The following is a 12,767-nucleotide window of genomic DNA, read 5'->3' on the forward strand; positions in this document are numbered from 1 at the left end:
CCCCTCATCCACAGATGCAGGATATTGGTTAACAGAATGTTAACAGACGCTTTTTATCGGTGTTCAGCCGGATATTCACAGAGTTACCCACAGGCCAAAAGGCCGATTGTGGGTAACTTTTGGGGTGTCGCAGTTTTACGCGCGCGCAGCCATGGCAGCAGCGAAACGATCAAACAGATGCATTGAATCCATCGGACCAGGGCTTGCTTCTGGGTGATATTGCACAGAATAAACCGGGCGATCTGCCATGCGAATTCCGCAGTTGGAGGCGTCAAACAGGGACACATGGGTTTCGATCACACCCTCAGGCAATGTCTGACTGTCGACAGCAAAACCGTGGTTCATTGAGGTGATCTCGACCTTACCCGTATCAAGGTCCTTCACCGGATGGTTCGCGCCATGGTGACCGTGGTTCATCTTGATGGTGTTTGCGCCAAGGGCGAGGGCAAGCATCTGATGTCCCAAGCAAATCCCGAAAACAGGCAAGTCGGTGGTGTCCAAGATCTCGCGGATCATAGGCACAGCATATTCACCTGTCGCGGCGGGGTCGCCTGGGCCATTTGACAAGAAAACACCGTCAGGATTATGTGCGAGGACCTCAGCAGCAGTTGCGGTCGCAGGCAATACGGTCACATCACAACCCGCAGACGCAAGGCAGCGCAGGATGTTGCGTTTCGCGCCGTAATCCAATGCAACAACTTTGTGCTTGGGGGCTTCTTGACGGGTGAAACCTTCGGGCCAAGCCCAACGTTTCTCATCCCAGCTATAACTTTGGGCACAGGTCACTTCTTTCGCCAGATCAAGGCCTTCGAGGCCAGAGAAAGCTTTGGCTTTCGCCACCAAAGCATCCGTGTCGAAGTTGCCGTTTGGATCATGGGCGAGGGCCGCATGTGGGGCACCTTGCTGGCGAATGGCGCGGGTCAGGCGACGTGTATCAAGCCCCCCGATGCCAATACGGCCACGGGCCTGCAGCCATTCTGTCAGCTCGGCTTCAGCGCGCCAGTTGGACGATTGTGTTGGATCCCATTTCACAACCATGCCTGCGGCGACGGGATCGGCGGTTTCGTCATCTTCCGCTGTCACGCCGGTATTGCCGATGTGGGGGAAGGTGAAGGTCACGATCTGGCCTGCATAGGAAGGGTCAGTCATGATTTCCTGGTAACCGGTCATGGCGGTGTTGAAGCAAAGCTCTGCAACGCAGTCCCCGGTTGCGCCAAATCCGTGGCCATAAAAGAGGGTGCCATCCGCCAGTGCAAGACATGCAGTGGCTTTGACGGTGGTTTTGGTGGCGGCTTTAACGGGTGCGGTAACGGGGGTTCCGGCGGACATGTGCGACTCTCCAGCTCAAACTTGCCGGAACCTAGGGGGAGGGCGGTTTGCGGTCAAGGGCTGCTGCGTCGCAGAATGGGAATTAATATATGTTTTTTGCACTGAACTGGGCCCGTGGCGTGATTGATGTAACATGGTTGAAACCTTGCGTGAGTTTCGCTAGGGTCCGGGTTCGCAAATCTGCACGCGACCGCGTGCCCCTTAGGGATGAGGACACGAATTAGATGCGCACAAAAATTAATACCGCTTTGAAAGAAGCGATGAAAAGTAAAGACGCTTTGCGTTTGTCGACATTGCGTTTGATTAACGCTGCTATCAAAGATCGCGAGATCTCTTTGCGTGGCAAGGGTGAAGATGAAACCGTCAGTGAAGGCGATATCCTTGGCATTCTGGGGAAAATGGTGAAGCAGCGCCAGGAAAGCGCGCGGGCCTTTGAAGAAGGCGGGCGTCTTGAGCTTGCTGAGAAAGAACTGTCGGAGATCTCAGTCATTGAGGTTTTCTTGCCCAAGCAATTGGACGCTGACGAAGCGAGCGCCGCGATTGAAGCCGCGATTGCAGAAGCCGGGGCAGAATCGATCCGTGACATGGGTAAGGTCATGGGCGTTCTGAAAAGAAAATACACCGGCCAGATGGATTTCGGTGCTGTTGGCCCAATGGTGAAAGACAAGCTGGGTTAAGCATCCGCTCTCTTTTGAATGTTATCAAACCCGCCAGTTTTCTGGCGGGTTTTTGCGTCTATATACTTCTCTCTCTCTACTTGTATGCATTCGGCAGAAATCGTAGATAACGGATCGTAATTGGTTTGTTGTTTGGAGAATAAAATGAAATTTTCACTAGCGATTGTTTTGGCCGTTTTCAGTACATCTGCATATGCCGATGACTGTGATGTAGCGCGATCTGAGTTAAACACATTTGACGCAGTGTATTGCCAAAACAAAGTTTTCATCGCCGAAGATGTACGTCTTAACGAAAATTATGGGATTTTGCGTGGGTTGTTGTCCGCGAATGGACGCAACGCTTTGCGGACAGGGCAACGCAATTGGATCGAATATCGCAATGATGAATGCACAGGGACCAGCGAACGTTGGGGCGAGGTCGTTTATGCACGTTGTGCTAAGGAAACAACGCGTGAGCGTGCGGATTTCCTTGGCAATCGGATCACGGAATGTGAAACCGTTGGATGCCAGATCAGCAAATTGTCAGATTTGCGTTGAACCAATGTAAGACAATTATGTTAAAAGCCAATTTTTGAGTGGGTGACATTTGAGGAAAGTTTTTAACGCGGTATTGGATCTTGCGGGTATTATAGTACTTGCGATCTGTGCGATTTGCATCGTTGGCCTAGGTTTGTTTTTTACGACAATTACCTTGGTGTTTGGTTGGAAGGCTCTGATTGGGCTAATCGTCATATTGTCTGTACTCCGCGTCATCGAGAGCGGCTTCGAAGCGGTGCTAGGCTCTCCATTTCGGCTGTTAGGGAAGGTGCTGTCTTCTCAAAAACAGAATAAACCGCAGCCTCTTACGCCGGAGCAGAGTGACAAAATCAAAAAACTTAAACTGTGGGCGCAAGGGTTTTTCGCATTCGGAGTGGTCATTGCATTGGTCCAATTTGGGGTTCAATCTTTTTGGTTCACCTGAAAACAGTGTTTAGACCGAGTGATTGAAATGCCTTACGCAATGCCTCGGCCAACTCAACCCGTTCCGCTTCCGCTAAAAACGCCCCCAACTCGACCTCTCGTTCCCCATCACCACGTAGGGTGAGATATTGGGGGACGGGGCCTGTTTTGTGCAGGGTGACGGTGATCCAATACGGATTGGCCTGCCAGGTTTGCTCGCGGCCTTTGGGATCACGGCGGGTGAGGGTGGCCATGTCTGGCGTGATCGTCAGGACCTCGGTGAGGGTGCCGCTTTGATAGCTGCGCGCAATGAACCACCAAATCAGACCGATTGTTCCCAGCAGAAACGGCAACATCACCCAAAGCGGGTCTTTGCCCAATAATGCGATCAGGGGCAGGAACAGCAGTGCACATGTCGCGCCCATGAAACGCACGAAGTCTTTCTTTTTCAACGAACGATAGGGCCAGGCCGTGAGCGTAATCGGCTTGCCCGCATCTATATGCGCATGAAAAGGGGCCCCGGATTTAACCGGAGCCCCTGTATTTGTATCAGACCAAACATATGGCATCTGTGGAAGTTTCCCTCAGATCAGTGTCCCAACTAGTGGGAGTGACTGCGATCCCATTCTTCCTGCTTTGGCAGGATTTCGAATGTGTGCTCGGGCGGCGGGGATGGCAATGTCCATTCCAGCGTATCCGCATATTCGTTCCAATAGTTCGCTTCGGTTTCTTTCTTACCCCAGATCAGTGAATAGAACATCACGCCGATGAAAAAGACGAAAGAAGCGAAGGACAGATATGCACCATAAGATGAGATCTCGTTCCAGTAAGCGAAGGCTTCTGGATAGTCGATATAACGACGCGGCATGCCCTGACGACCCAAGAAGTGCTGTGGGAAGAAGGTCAAGTTGGCGCCGATGAACATCATCCAGAAGTGCAGTTTACCAGCCCATTCAGGGTATTTCTTGCCGGACATTTTACCGAAGTAGAAATAGATGCCTGCGAAGATACAGAAGATCGCACCCAAGGACATAACATAGTGGAAGTGTGCAACCACGTAGTATGTGTCGTGATAGATACGGTCGATGCCTGCTTGGGACAGAACCACACCGGTTACACCACCAACGGTGAACAGGAAGAGGAAACCAAAAGCCCAAAGCATAGGTGTTTTGAACTCAATCGAGCCGCCCCACATGGTCGCGATCCAAGAGAAGATCTTAACACCCGTGGGCACCGCGATCACCATGGTGGCCATCATGAAGTAGGACTGCTGCGACAGCGACATACCAACAGTATACATGTGGTGTGCCCAGACAACGAAGCCCAGAACACCAATCGCGATCAACGCCCAAACCATTGGCAGATACCCAAACACAGGCTTACGTGCAAACGTCGCAATCACGTGTGAGATGATACCAAAGCCAGGCAGAATGATGATGTACACTTCTGGGTGACCGAAGAACCACAGGATGTGTTGGTACAAGATCGGATCACCACCGCCGCCAGGCTGGAAGAAGGATGTTCCGAAGTTGCGGTCCATCAAAAGCATGGTGATCGCGCCAGCCAGAACAGGCAGGGACAGAAGGATCAACCAAGCTGTGACAAAGATAGACCATGCAAACAGTGGAACCTTGAACATTGTCATGCCAGGGGCACGCATGTTCAGGAAGGTTGTGATCATGTTGATCGCACCAAGGATGGAAGACGCACCAGAAACGTGAACCGCGAAAATCGCGAGGTCCATGGAATAACCACCCTCACTGGTGGACAGTGGCGGGTACAGAACCCAACCCACACCAGAACCCAACTGATTGTTGCCACCAGGGGACAGCAGAGATGCCACACCAAGGGAAACACCCGCAATATACAGCCAGAAGGACAGGTTGTTCATGCGCGGGAACGCCATATCAGGCGCGCCGATTTGCAATGGCATAAAGTAGTTACCAAAGCCGCCAAACAGCGCCGGAATAACCACGAAGAACATCATCAGAACACCATGATAGGTGATCATCACGTTCCAGAGGTGCCCATTTGGCGTACAAACTTCGCCAGACGCGAAGAAACGTGCGCCTTCAAGACACATGTATTGAACGCCAGGTTCTTGCAGTTCCATCCGCATATAAACGGTGAACATAACGGAAATCAGACCAACGAGCGCAGCTGCGAACAGGTATAGAATGCCGATATCTTTGTGATTTGTTGACATGAACCAACGGGTGATAAAATCACGCTCGTCATGGTGCTCGTCGCCGTGAATGGCTGCGTCTGCCATGCGGAGTCTCCCCAATTTCTTCGTTTCAACACGCAAACCCTGCCCAAAAGCAGACAGAGTTCCCCCGTGCATTTGGAACTTTCTTAGAGATAAACGCCAGCAGGGGCAACGATACAGAGTGCCGCAACGGCAAATTAAATGCAAAAATATGCGTCCAAGCGGGGTATTTTTCTAAGTGGGCCTTGAAATGACATTGGGGATGCAGTTTCTGGCCGTGGCCAAGGCCTGTCTCGCCCAAGCCACCGGGCAGAGTGATTCCTGCAAGAGAGCAGTTCTGGCGGGAGGGTTCTTTATGCATGGCCCCTTAAGGCCCGAGATCAAGATCGACCGAGAAGGATGGAAAGCTGAATTTGACCGCCTGATATCTGAACTGAGCTAGCGCACACAACGGTCCTGGCAGACAAACCAATAGGGTGTTTGCCGGGCGGCGTCCGTGTCACCAAAACGGTTGTGAAGCAGGCGAAAGGCCACCTGGCCCAATGGTTCGCCATTCATTTTTCCGGTCTCCATATATCTCGCTTGGAAAATCACATCGCGCAATTGCCCTGCCAAGGCATCCTCATCCGCCCAGAGGCGTTTTATCGGGTTAGAGGTTTCCCGGCGCACCCTTTGAATGATCTCACGGCCGATGCGATTGGCAAGACCTGTTTCAGGGCCAAGCTGTGCCAGTTCTTCCCAAGCGATATAATCAACCAGCCCGCCACTGTCAGAATAGGTCCAATCAACGGTCTGTGGGAAAACCGGATCATGGGGGTAGGTGAATTCAATATTTCTGTTTTTGGCGCGGTCTTGTGGGCCATAGGGGGATGCGGGCACGGCTTTCAGCCAATTGTCCAACAGCCGTTCCGCAACCGCAGCAGATCGAATATTGCGGGGCAGGTCCGGTGTTTCACGTCGCTGCGCCCAGTTCTGCATGGAAAATGGGGTGGTGCTGTCTTGAGCGCCGCTTTGCACATACCAACCCATTGACCCAGACCAGCGTGCCAGCCCTATTTCCATGCCAAGTTCGGCCATGGGCAGGCTGCCAGCGATCTGGGTCAATCTCCAAGCCTGCGACCCAGAACCTTGCCAGATTTCCATGATGTCATCCGCGTGTTGGGGCCAAATCTTGGCCAATTCCGGTATCAATACTGCGGCTTCATTGTCTCGACCTAACGCATAGAGGCGTAAGAACCCGCGTGTGAACAGCATACGTTCGTCTGATGGAAATCCATCGCGTGACCTCGCGAATGTGATCAAGTCCTGGGCGGACAAAAGGTTCAGCAGAATGCGGGTGGATGAATGCAGAATAACGCCAGTGTTGAGGTCTATCAATTCTTGCAGGGAATGCGTGCGCAGACTGCGGCCAACATTCATCCAGCTTTGAAAGGCGTTCTCAACGGGATTGTAATACTGTTCAAGTGATGTACCGACAGCCAAACTTTCGATCTCGGACAGGCTTATGCGTTTCCAGGGCGAGCTGTAATCATCGGTATAAGCGACGTGGCTTTTGGCCAGCCTGATCGCCGCGATGTCACGCATCACATTGGGAAGTTTTTGCAAAGATGCCAGCAGTTCAGCCTTTCCTGAATACCCCGAAAAAACGCGCAGCCGTTCCAGTTGCGCAATTGCGAAAGCTGCATATTGCGCGTCACTTGCACGACAGTCCTCGACCAGATCAGACAGCCCATCAATGCGCTGCCTGATGCGATCAGCGATGGCGCGATGATGGGGGGATAGTTTGGTGGGCGATCCCCAATACCCCGACCTGGAATCGTTGGCAACCGCCGCAACGAGCCATGTAAGACCACCGGTCTCAGCGAACCTGTCCAAACCATGCACATAGACCATATGGTTGCGTTTCATAGGGGCCGGTTCGCGATAGCGTGCCAATTGCCACGAGGCTTCTGAATAGGCCGAAGCGGCCTGCACGGACAGAAGCCAATCCAGACCATCGTCATAGGCAAACTGCGCCACGGTATGTTGCGCCTCTGGCAAGGAACGCGAATTCGGCGTTAACCACCAACCTGGCCAAGGCCCAACGGAGAGCACCTGGTTCAGGATGACTTCGGGATCTGTTGTGGTGGTGGCTGTGTCGCGCTGAAACTGCGGGTCACTGATCCGTGGTAAATTGCGTATCAATGCAAGGCCAATACGATCAGCCGCTGAGGTGTCGTGTCGGCGCAGATATCCGGGATCAACGTAATCAAGCCCGCTGTTCCAAGGCCGTTCCCCAGTCATTCCAGCGTCAGGCAACCCTGACAAAAGCCGGTAAACTTCCAACGTGCCACCGACGCCGCGATTGTTGAACCCCCCGGAATATAGGGTGCCGTATTGTTGATATGTGTGATCCAAAAGCGCCGCTGTATCTGTATAGGCACCATTGCAGATTTCAGCGCTGGCATGTGTCGCTGCAAGAAAGGGCAGGGCAAGAATGAGGTTTCGAAACATCGGAGCCTGAAAATATGTGACGATTAATCTAGGTTGATTAAAGCACGCAGAGTGGTTTGGGAGAAATGGAAAATACATATGATGGGAATTAAACGAAAAACGGCCTGCCAGAACGCGTGAACTTCTGCAGACCGTTTGTTGTTTTCAGTGCGAATTATTCCGCAGGGGCGTCGCCGTGGCTGGCCAAGAATGCGGCGAGATCAGCACCGGCATCGCCAAAGCGTTGCGGCGCCATGGGGGATCGCAGGCTGTCATCTGAGTTGAGCTCACGCAGGAAGTTTGTCGGGTGCTCGGCGTAGGTAAGGATGTTTTCTTCATCCCAAACAAGCCCGTTTTCTGCTGCGGCTTTAATTCCGGCGGAATAGCGAAACCCTTCAACAGATGCCGCAGGACTGCCCATCACACCATATAGATTAGGCCCTGTACGACCGCCGCGCACAATCACATCATCGCCATTGGCAATGGCATGGCAGGATTTGCAGCGGTTAAAGGCTTTTGCGCCAGCTTCGACATCGCCTTCCGCCATCGCAGAAAAAGGGGCCAGTGCAAGGACGGCGGTTAGGAAAATAGTGCGGTTCATGTTTGCCTCATCAGTAATACAATATGCGCGTTCATCGACACTATATGACAGCTTTTGCCGAAGTGTTACCGAGCAATTGTCGCAGGGCTGCGGGTTGGCTATGAATTTGGCATTGATGTCAGCTTCAATCACCGCACTACCAATGGAAGCATGCCTGGATATGGCAACTGATCCAACGGGGCAGACGGCTTAATCGGCGCGTGTCTCAAACAGGTCCATAAAGCAACGTTTCAAAGCGACATCGACATCATCCATCGTGACAGGCAGACCGAGATCAACCAAGCTGGTGACGCCGTGCTCTGTGATGCCACAAGGCACGATGCCGCTGAAATGCTCTAGATCGGGCTCTACATTGATCGAAATCCCGTGAAAGCTAACCCATTTGCGCAGGCGCACGCCAATCGCGGCGATCTTATCTTCCTGCGGCTGCCCGGTTATTGTCAGCGGCTTGTCATCACGTTGCACCCAAACCCCAACGCGCCCATCGCGTTGTTCACCTTTGACATTGAATTCGGCAAGGGTGGCGATGACCCAATCTTCAAGCTGTTGGACAAATTTACGAACATCGCGCCCACGTTTTGTCAGATCAAGCATAACATAAGCCACACGCTGCCCCGGCCCATGATAAGTATATTGCCCACCGCGAGGGCTGTCGTAGACCGGAAAGCGATCCGGATCGGTCAGGTCTTTAACATTGGCAGAGGTGCCGGCGGTGTAAAGCGGGGGATGTTCCAGCAACCAAATTGCTTCGTCGGCGGTTCCAGCTGCGATTGCGGCAACGCGATTTTCCATTTCCCGACATGCCGTTTCGTAGTCCACCAAACCCGAAGAGATAATCCAGTCCACCATGTTATCGCCCTTTGTGAATATGCCCCAAATGCAGTTTCTGCGTTTTACCCCCTGAAGATATGAATGACCATGCATAGAAAGCAAAGAGATGCCACCACAGGTGCAATTGCATGGGCCGAGCAAATTTTCGAAATTCTGTGTTTTTCCTCTTTCCTTCTACCATCCGCCTCGCTATGAAGCGCGCACAGACTACCTGATCACGTGCGGTCGTGGCGGAATTGGTAGACGCGCAGCGTTGAGGTCGCTGTGGGGTAACACCCGTGGAGGTTCGAGTCCTCTCGACCGCACCATTTCACTTATGTATATTGTCTAAAAACAATCACATACTTAAGTTTGTTGTTTTCCATTCTTTAAATACTCTAGAATGATTTGGAACAAAGCTCAGCTCACATATCTCTACTTTGAAGCACCCATTCGCGCATGTATGCAGTTCGAGTTTCAATTCTCACTATGTGATTGCATTCAAGTTGATGGCTGCGGTCAAGTTCGGAGGCATGGCTTGCTTGGATGTTGGAGCGCTTTCTAGGTCACCCGGTCAAATGCGTGAATGACTTGATGCAATGGGCGTATCAGATCATAATTGATGTTGAAATGTCAGCGAAGTTGCGTGATCGTAGTGCACTCGGCTGTTTGTTCTTTATGTGAATATTTAGAAGGTGAAAATATGTATAATTTTAAACCGGCGTTCGTCACTGGCTGTTTGGTAACACTGCTAACGGCTTGCGTGTCTTCGGGAACTTCCACCACACCTGTGATTGATGGAGTGAGTGTAACCATGGTACAGACTAACGTTCCGTATCAAGGCGCTGTAGAGACTTTTTTCTCCTTCACACCCACCATTGAACGCCCTTTGGAAGTTCGTGTCCAACTGGCGCAAGTAACTGCAAGATCGAAAGGGTGCACATTTTTAGATGTACCCTTGTCCGAAGTACAAAGGCTGACAACGCGTCAGGCCCCTGAAAATGCAAATTTATTTCTGATAGCGCCAGTTACTTGGTGAAGTCGTATTCGGAGGAGGAGCATATGCTCCTCTTTTGCCTAAATGTTGCGCGGAAGCTTCTCTTTTTGTCCTTCAAGGCGATCAGGTGATTGGCATCTTCATCTGTGATCCGTTCGCAAATTCACCACTGGCGTCCTATCAGGTCTGTAGAAGCTTTTTTATGAGCTCTGTTTTCTTCACTTGAAATCTCAGCGTTTTTCATTCGAAGAGCCGCAGGACCAAGTGGCACGTGAGTTTCGGACCACGGAAACTCCCCTTCACACAAGAAGCTGTGGTGCGAAGGGGAGGTGGTTTTATGCAAAGGTTGCTGTTTAAACGGCGATTGGTGCCGCGCGGGAAAATTTACGGCCAAGAGACAGTTCGCTTGCCGATTGGATCAAAGCTTCTGCATCAATGCGGAAGTGGCGGTATAGGTCTGCGATTGTCCCGGTTTGGCCGAAATGCTCAACGCCATGCGACACGGTTTGATGTCCTTTGACCGATCCAAGCCATGACAAGGTTGCGGGATGGCCGTCAATCACGGTGATCAGCGTGCAATGGCGTGGGATATCTGCCAGCAAGGTTTCAACATGGGCCGTGGCGTCATGTATACCGTTGGCTCTGGCACGTTGCGCGGCGGTCCAACCTGCGTTTAAACGATCAGCCGAGGTCACCGCCAAGACACCGACATCGCGGCGCCCTTGCGAGATTGCACCGGCGGCCTTGATCGCCTCGGGGCCAACAGCCCCTTGGTATGCAATCACGACTTCGCAATTTGGGCCGGGCTTGCGCAGCCAATAGCCCCCATCAATGGCCCCTTGGCGGAAAGCATCATCAACGCGTTTTCCGGGCTGTTCAATCGGATTGGTGGTCAGGCGCAGATAAACGGAACCACCGGTTTCGTCGCGCAGCCAGGTGCGTTCATCCGGGTCACCTTCACCGTCTTTTTGCATGTGTTTGAAGGCCCATTCCATGATGACCGCCAGCTCATCCACAAAGGCAGGTTCGAAAGACGCCAGCCCATCTTGGGCCATGCCGATCAATGGTGCGTTAATGGATTGATGCGCGCCGCCTTCTGGGGCCAGGGTGACACCAGAGGGTGTGCCGACAATCATAAAACGCGCGTCCTGATAACAGGCGTAGTTCAGGGCATCCAGGCCCCGCGCGACAAATGGATCATAAACAGTTCCGATCGGGATGAGACGTTTTCCAAACACCGAATGTGACAGGCCAGCGGCGGCGAGCAGCAAGAATAGGTTCATCTCGGCGATGCCCAATTCGATATGCTGACCTTCTGGGGCAAATTCCCATTTGGCTGTGGACGGGATATTCTCGGCCTTAAAGGTATCGGCTTGATGTGCGCGGGCAAACAGTTTGCGGCGATTCACCCATGGACCAAGATTGGTCGTGCCCGTGACATCCGGCGACGTGGTCACGATCCGTTCGGCCAACAGGCTGTCCCCTTTGGACAGATCATCCAGAATTTTGCCAAAGGCCATTTGTGTCGATATTTCACGATCAGATGATTGCGTGATCGCAGGGACATCAATGACATCGTCCGAATAGCGGCGGGTGCCTTTGGCGAAGAACGGGGCGTTTTGCAGCGTTTGTTCAAATGCATCGGGGTCAAGGATCGTTGCGAATTTATCCCACTCCTGTCCCTCAGGCACGCCCATATGTTTTTGCCAGGCGGCCATCTGGGTTTTGTTCATCAAACCGCCGTGATTGTCCTTATGCCCAGCGATTGGCGTGCCCCAGCCTTTGATCGTATAGGCCAGAAAGCAAACAGGCCGATCATGATCAATCGCGGCGAAGGTATCGGCCATCGTGTTGACACAATTGCCCCCAAGATTTTCCATGAGCGCCGCCAGTTCGTCATCGCTGCGCTTTGCGATGAGGGCGGTGACATCGCCCTGATCCCCGAGCGTATCCATCAAGCGTTCACGCCAGACAGCGCCCCCCATGAAGGTCAGGGCAGAATACAATTGATTGGGGCAGTCATCGATCCATTGGCGCAGTTTCTCGCCGCCTGGTTCGTCAAAGGCCGCGCGTTGCAATGCGCCATATTTGACCCGCACCACATCCCAACCAAAGGCGTCGAAGATCTTTTCGACACGCTGAAACAGGCCTTCGCGCACAACCCCGTCTAAGGACTGACGGTTGTAATCGATAATCCACCAACAATTGCGCAGATCGTTCTTCCAGCCTTCTTGCAAGGCCTCATAGATGTTGCCCTCATCCAGTTCCGCGTCGCCAACCAATGCGATCATTCGGCCCAAGTTCAGGCCGTCGCCCCATGTCTTTGCTTGAATATAATCTTGGACGATTGAGGCAAATGATGTGATGGCCACGCCAAGGCCAACGGAACCGGTTGAGAAATCCACGTCATCAATGTCTTTGGTGCGCGAGGGGTAGCTTTGAACCCCGCCAAACCCGCGAAAGTTTTCCATTTTTTCACGGGTCTGGTTTCCCATAAGGTATTGTATCGCATGAAAGACCGGAGACGCATGGGGTTTGACTGCAACGCGATCTTCCGGGCGCAATGCATGAAAATACAATGCGGTCATGATCGACACCATCGACGCGGATGAGGCCTGATGCCCACCGATCTTGATCCCGTCCACTTTGGGGCGGATGTGGTTGGCGTTGTGGATCATCCAATGGGACAGCCACAGCAGACGTTGCTCGATTGCCTTCAGATCTTCATGCATG

General features: G+C 52.5%; 9 protein-coding genes and 1 tRNA gene. 3 read left to right on the forward strand and 7 right to left on the reverse strand.

The features are described from left to right. Nucleotides 1-135: 135 nt before the first annotated feature. Nucleotides 136-1,329 (reverse strand): glutamine-hydrolyzing carbamoyl-phosphate synthase small subunit, encoded by a 1,194-nt coding sequence (carA, locus tag RJ38_RS07530; RefSeq protein WP_052245275.1) that lies wholly within the window; start codon nt 1,327-1,329, stop codon nt 136-138. A 224-nt stretch (nt 1,330-1,553) separates the two neighbouring features. Between carA and RJ38_RS07535 the strand changes: the two genes are divergently transcribed. Together RJ38_RS07535 and RJ38_RS07540 are read left to right on the forward strand one after the other, a co-directional pair. Beyond that, the gene (locus RJ38_RS07535; protein WP_039018254.1) at nt 1,554-2,006 is read left to right on the forward strand and encodes a GatB/YqeY domain-containing protein; all 453 of its coding nucleotides are present in this window, start codon (nt 1,554-1,556) and stop codon (nt 2,004-2,006) included. Between the two features lie 144 nt (nt 2,007-2,150). Beyond that, a complete protein-coding gene (locus RJ38_RS07540) occupies nt 2,151-2,543 on the forward strand; it encodes a lysozyme inhibitor LprI family protein (protein ID WP_039018255.1) in 393 nt (130 codons plus the stop codon). 416 nt (nt 2,544-2,959) lie between these two features. On the opposite strand, the gene RJ38_RS07550 is transcribed toward RJ38_RS07540, so the two are convergent. From RJ38_RS07550 to lipB, 5 genes are all read right to left on the reverse strand, one after another. After that, a complete protein-coding gene (locus RJ38_RS07550; RefSeq protein WP_039018257.1) occupies nt 2,960-3,514 on the reverse strand; it encodes a DUF2244 domain-containing protein in 555 nt (184 codons plus the stop codon). Between the two features lie 32 nt (nt 3,515-3,546). After that, nucleotides 3,547-5,217 (reverse strand): cytochrome c oxidase subunit I, encoded by a 1,671-nt coding sequence (locus RJ38_RS07555; protein WP_039018302.1) that lies wholly within the window; start codon nt 5,215-5,217, stop codon nt 3,547-3,549. A gap of 375 nt (nt 5,218-5,592) precedes the next feature. Then, nucleotides 5,593-7,647: a hypothetical protein gene (locus RJ38_RS07565; RefSeq protein WP_039018259.1), complete on the reverse strand. Its 2,055-nt coding sequence runs from the start codon at nt 7,645-7,647 to the stop codon at nt 5,593-5,595. A gap of 154 nt (nt 7,648-7,801) precedes the next feature. Beyond that, a complete protein-coding gene (locus RJ38_RS07570) occupies nt 7,802-8,227 on the reverse strand; it encodes a c-type cytochrome (protein WP_039018260.1) in 426 nt (141 codons plus the stop codon). Between the two features lie 189 nt (nt 8,228-8,416). Next, nucleotides 8,417-9,076, reverse strand: coding sequence for a lipoyl(octanoyl) transferase LipB (gene lipB, locus RJ38_RS07580; RefSeq protein WP_052245281.1), 660 nt, complete (start codon nt 9,074-9,076; stop codon nt 8,417-8,419). A 203-nt stretch (nt 9,077-9,279) separates the two neighbouring features. Here lipB and RJ38_RS07585 point away from each other — a divergent pair. Then, a tRNA-Leu gene (locus RJ38_RS07585) sits at nt 9,280-9,366 on the forward strand. A 1,021-nt stretch (nt 9,367-10,387) separates the two neighbouring features. Here the strand turns inward: RJ38_RS07585 and RJ38_RS07590 are convergent. Continuing rightward, nucleotides 10,388-12,766 carry a 1-deoxy-D-xylulose-5-phosphate synthase N-terminal domain-containing protein gene (locus tag RJ38_RS07590; protein ID WP_039018262.1) on the reverse strand — a complete coding sequence of 793 codons (2,379 nt, stop codon included), beginning with the start codon at nt 12,764-12,766 and terminating at the stop codon, nt 10,388-10,390. Nucleotide 12,767 lies beyond the last annotated feature (1 nt).

Origin of the sequence: Halocynthiibacter namhaensis (assembly GCF_000812685.1) — a bacterium.
In the GTDB taxonomy this organism is placed as follows: domain Bacteria; phylum Pseudomonadota; class Alphaproteobacteria; order Rhodobacterales; family Rhodobacteraceae; genus Halocynthiibacter; species Halocynthiibacter namhaensis.

Excerpts from the sequence above, each read along its gene's own strand:
- RJ38_RS07590 (WP_039018262.1), bottom strand. The coding sequence starts at position 12,766 with ATGCATGAAGATCTGAAGGCAATCGAGCAACGTCTGCTGTGGCTGTCC.
- RJ38_RS07555 (WP_039018302.1), bottom strand. The coding sequence starts at position 5,217 with ATGGCAGACGCAGCCATTCACGGCGACGAGCACCATGACGAGCGTGAT.
- RJ38_RS07565 (WP_039018259.1), bottom strand. The coding sequence starts at position 7,647 with ATGTTTCGAAACCTCATTCTTGCCCTGCCCTTTCTTGCAGCGACACAT.
- RJ38_RS07570 (WP_039018260.1), bottom strand. The coding sequence starts at position 8,227 with ATGAACCGCACTATTTTCCTAACCGCCGTCCTTGCACTGGCCCCTTTT.
- carA (WP_052245275.1), bottom strand. The coding sequence starts at position 1,329 with ATGTCCGCCGGAACCCCCGTTACCGCACCCGTTAAAGCCGCCACCAAA.
- RJ38_RS07540 (WP_039018255.1), top strand. The coding sequence starts at position 2,151 with ATGAAATTTTCACTAGCGATTGTTTTGGCCGTTTTCAGTACATCTGCA.
- lipB (WP_052245281.1), bottom strand. The coding sequence starts at position 9,076 with ATGGTGGACTGGATTATCTCTTCGGGTTTGGTGGACTACGAAACGGCA.
- RJ38_RS07535 (WP_039018254.1), top strand. The coding sequence starts at position 1,554 with ATGCGCACAAAAATTAATACCGCTTTGAAAGAAGCGATGAAAAGTAAA.
- RJ38_RS07550 (WP_039018257.1), bottom strand. The coding sequence starts at position 3,514 with ATGCCATATGTTTGGTCTGATACAAATACAGGGGCTCCGGTTAAATCC.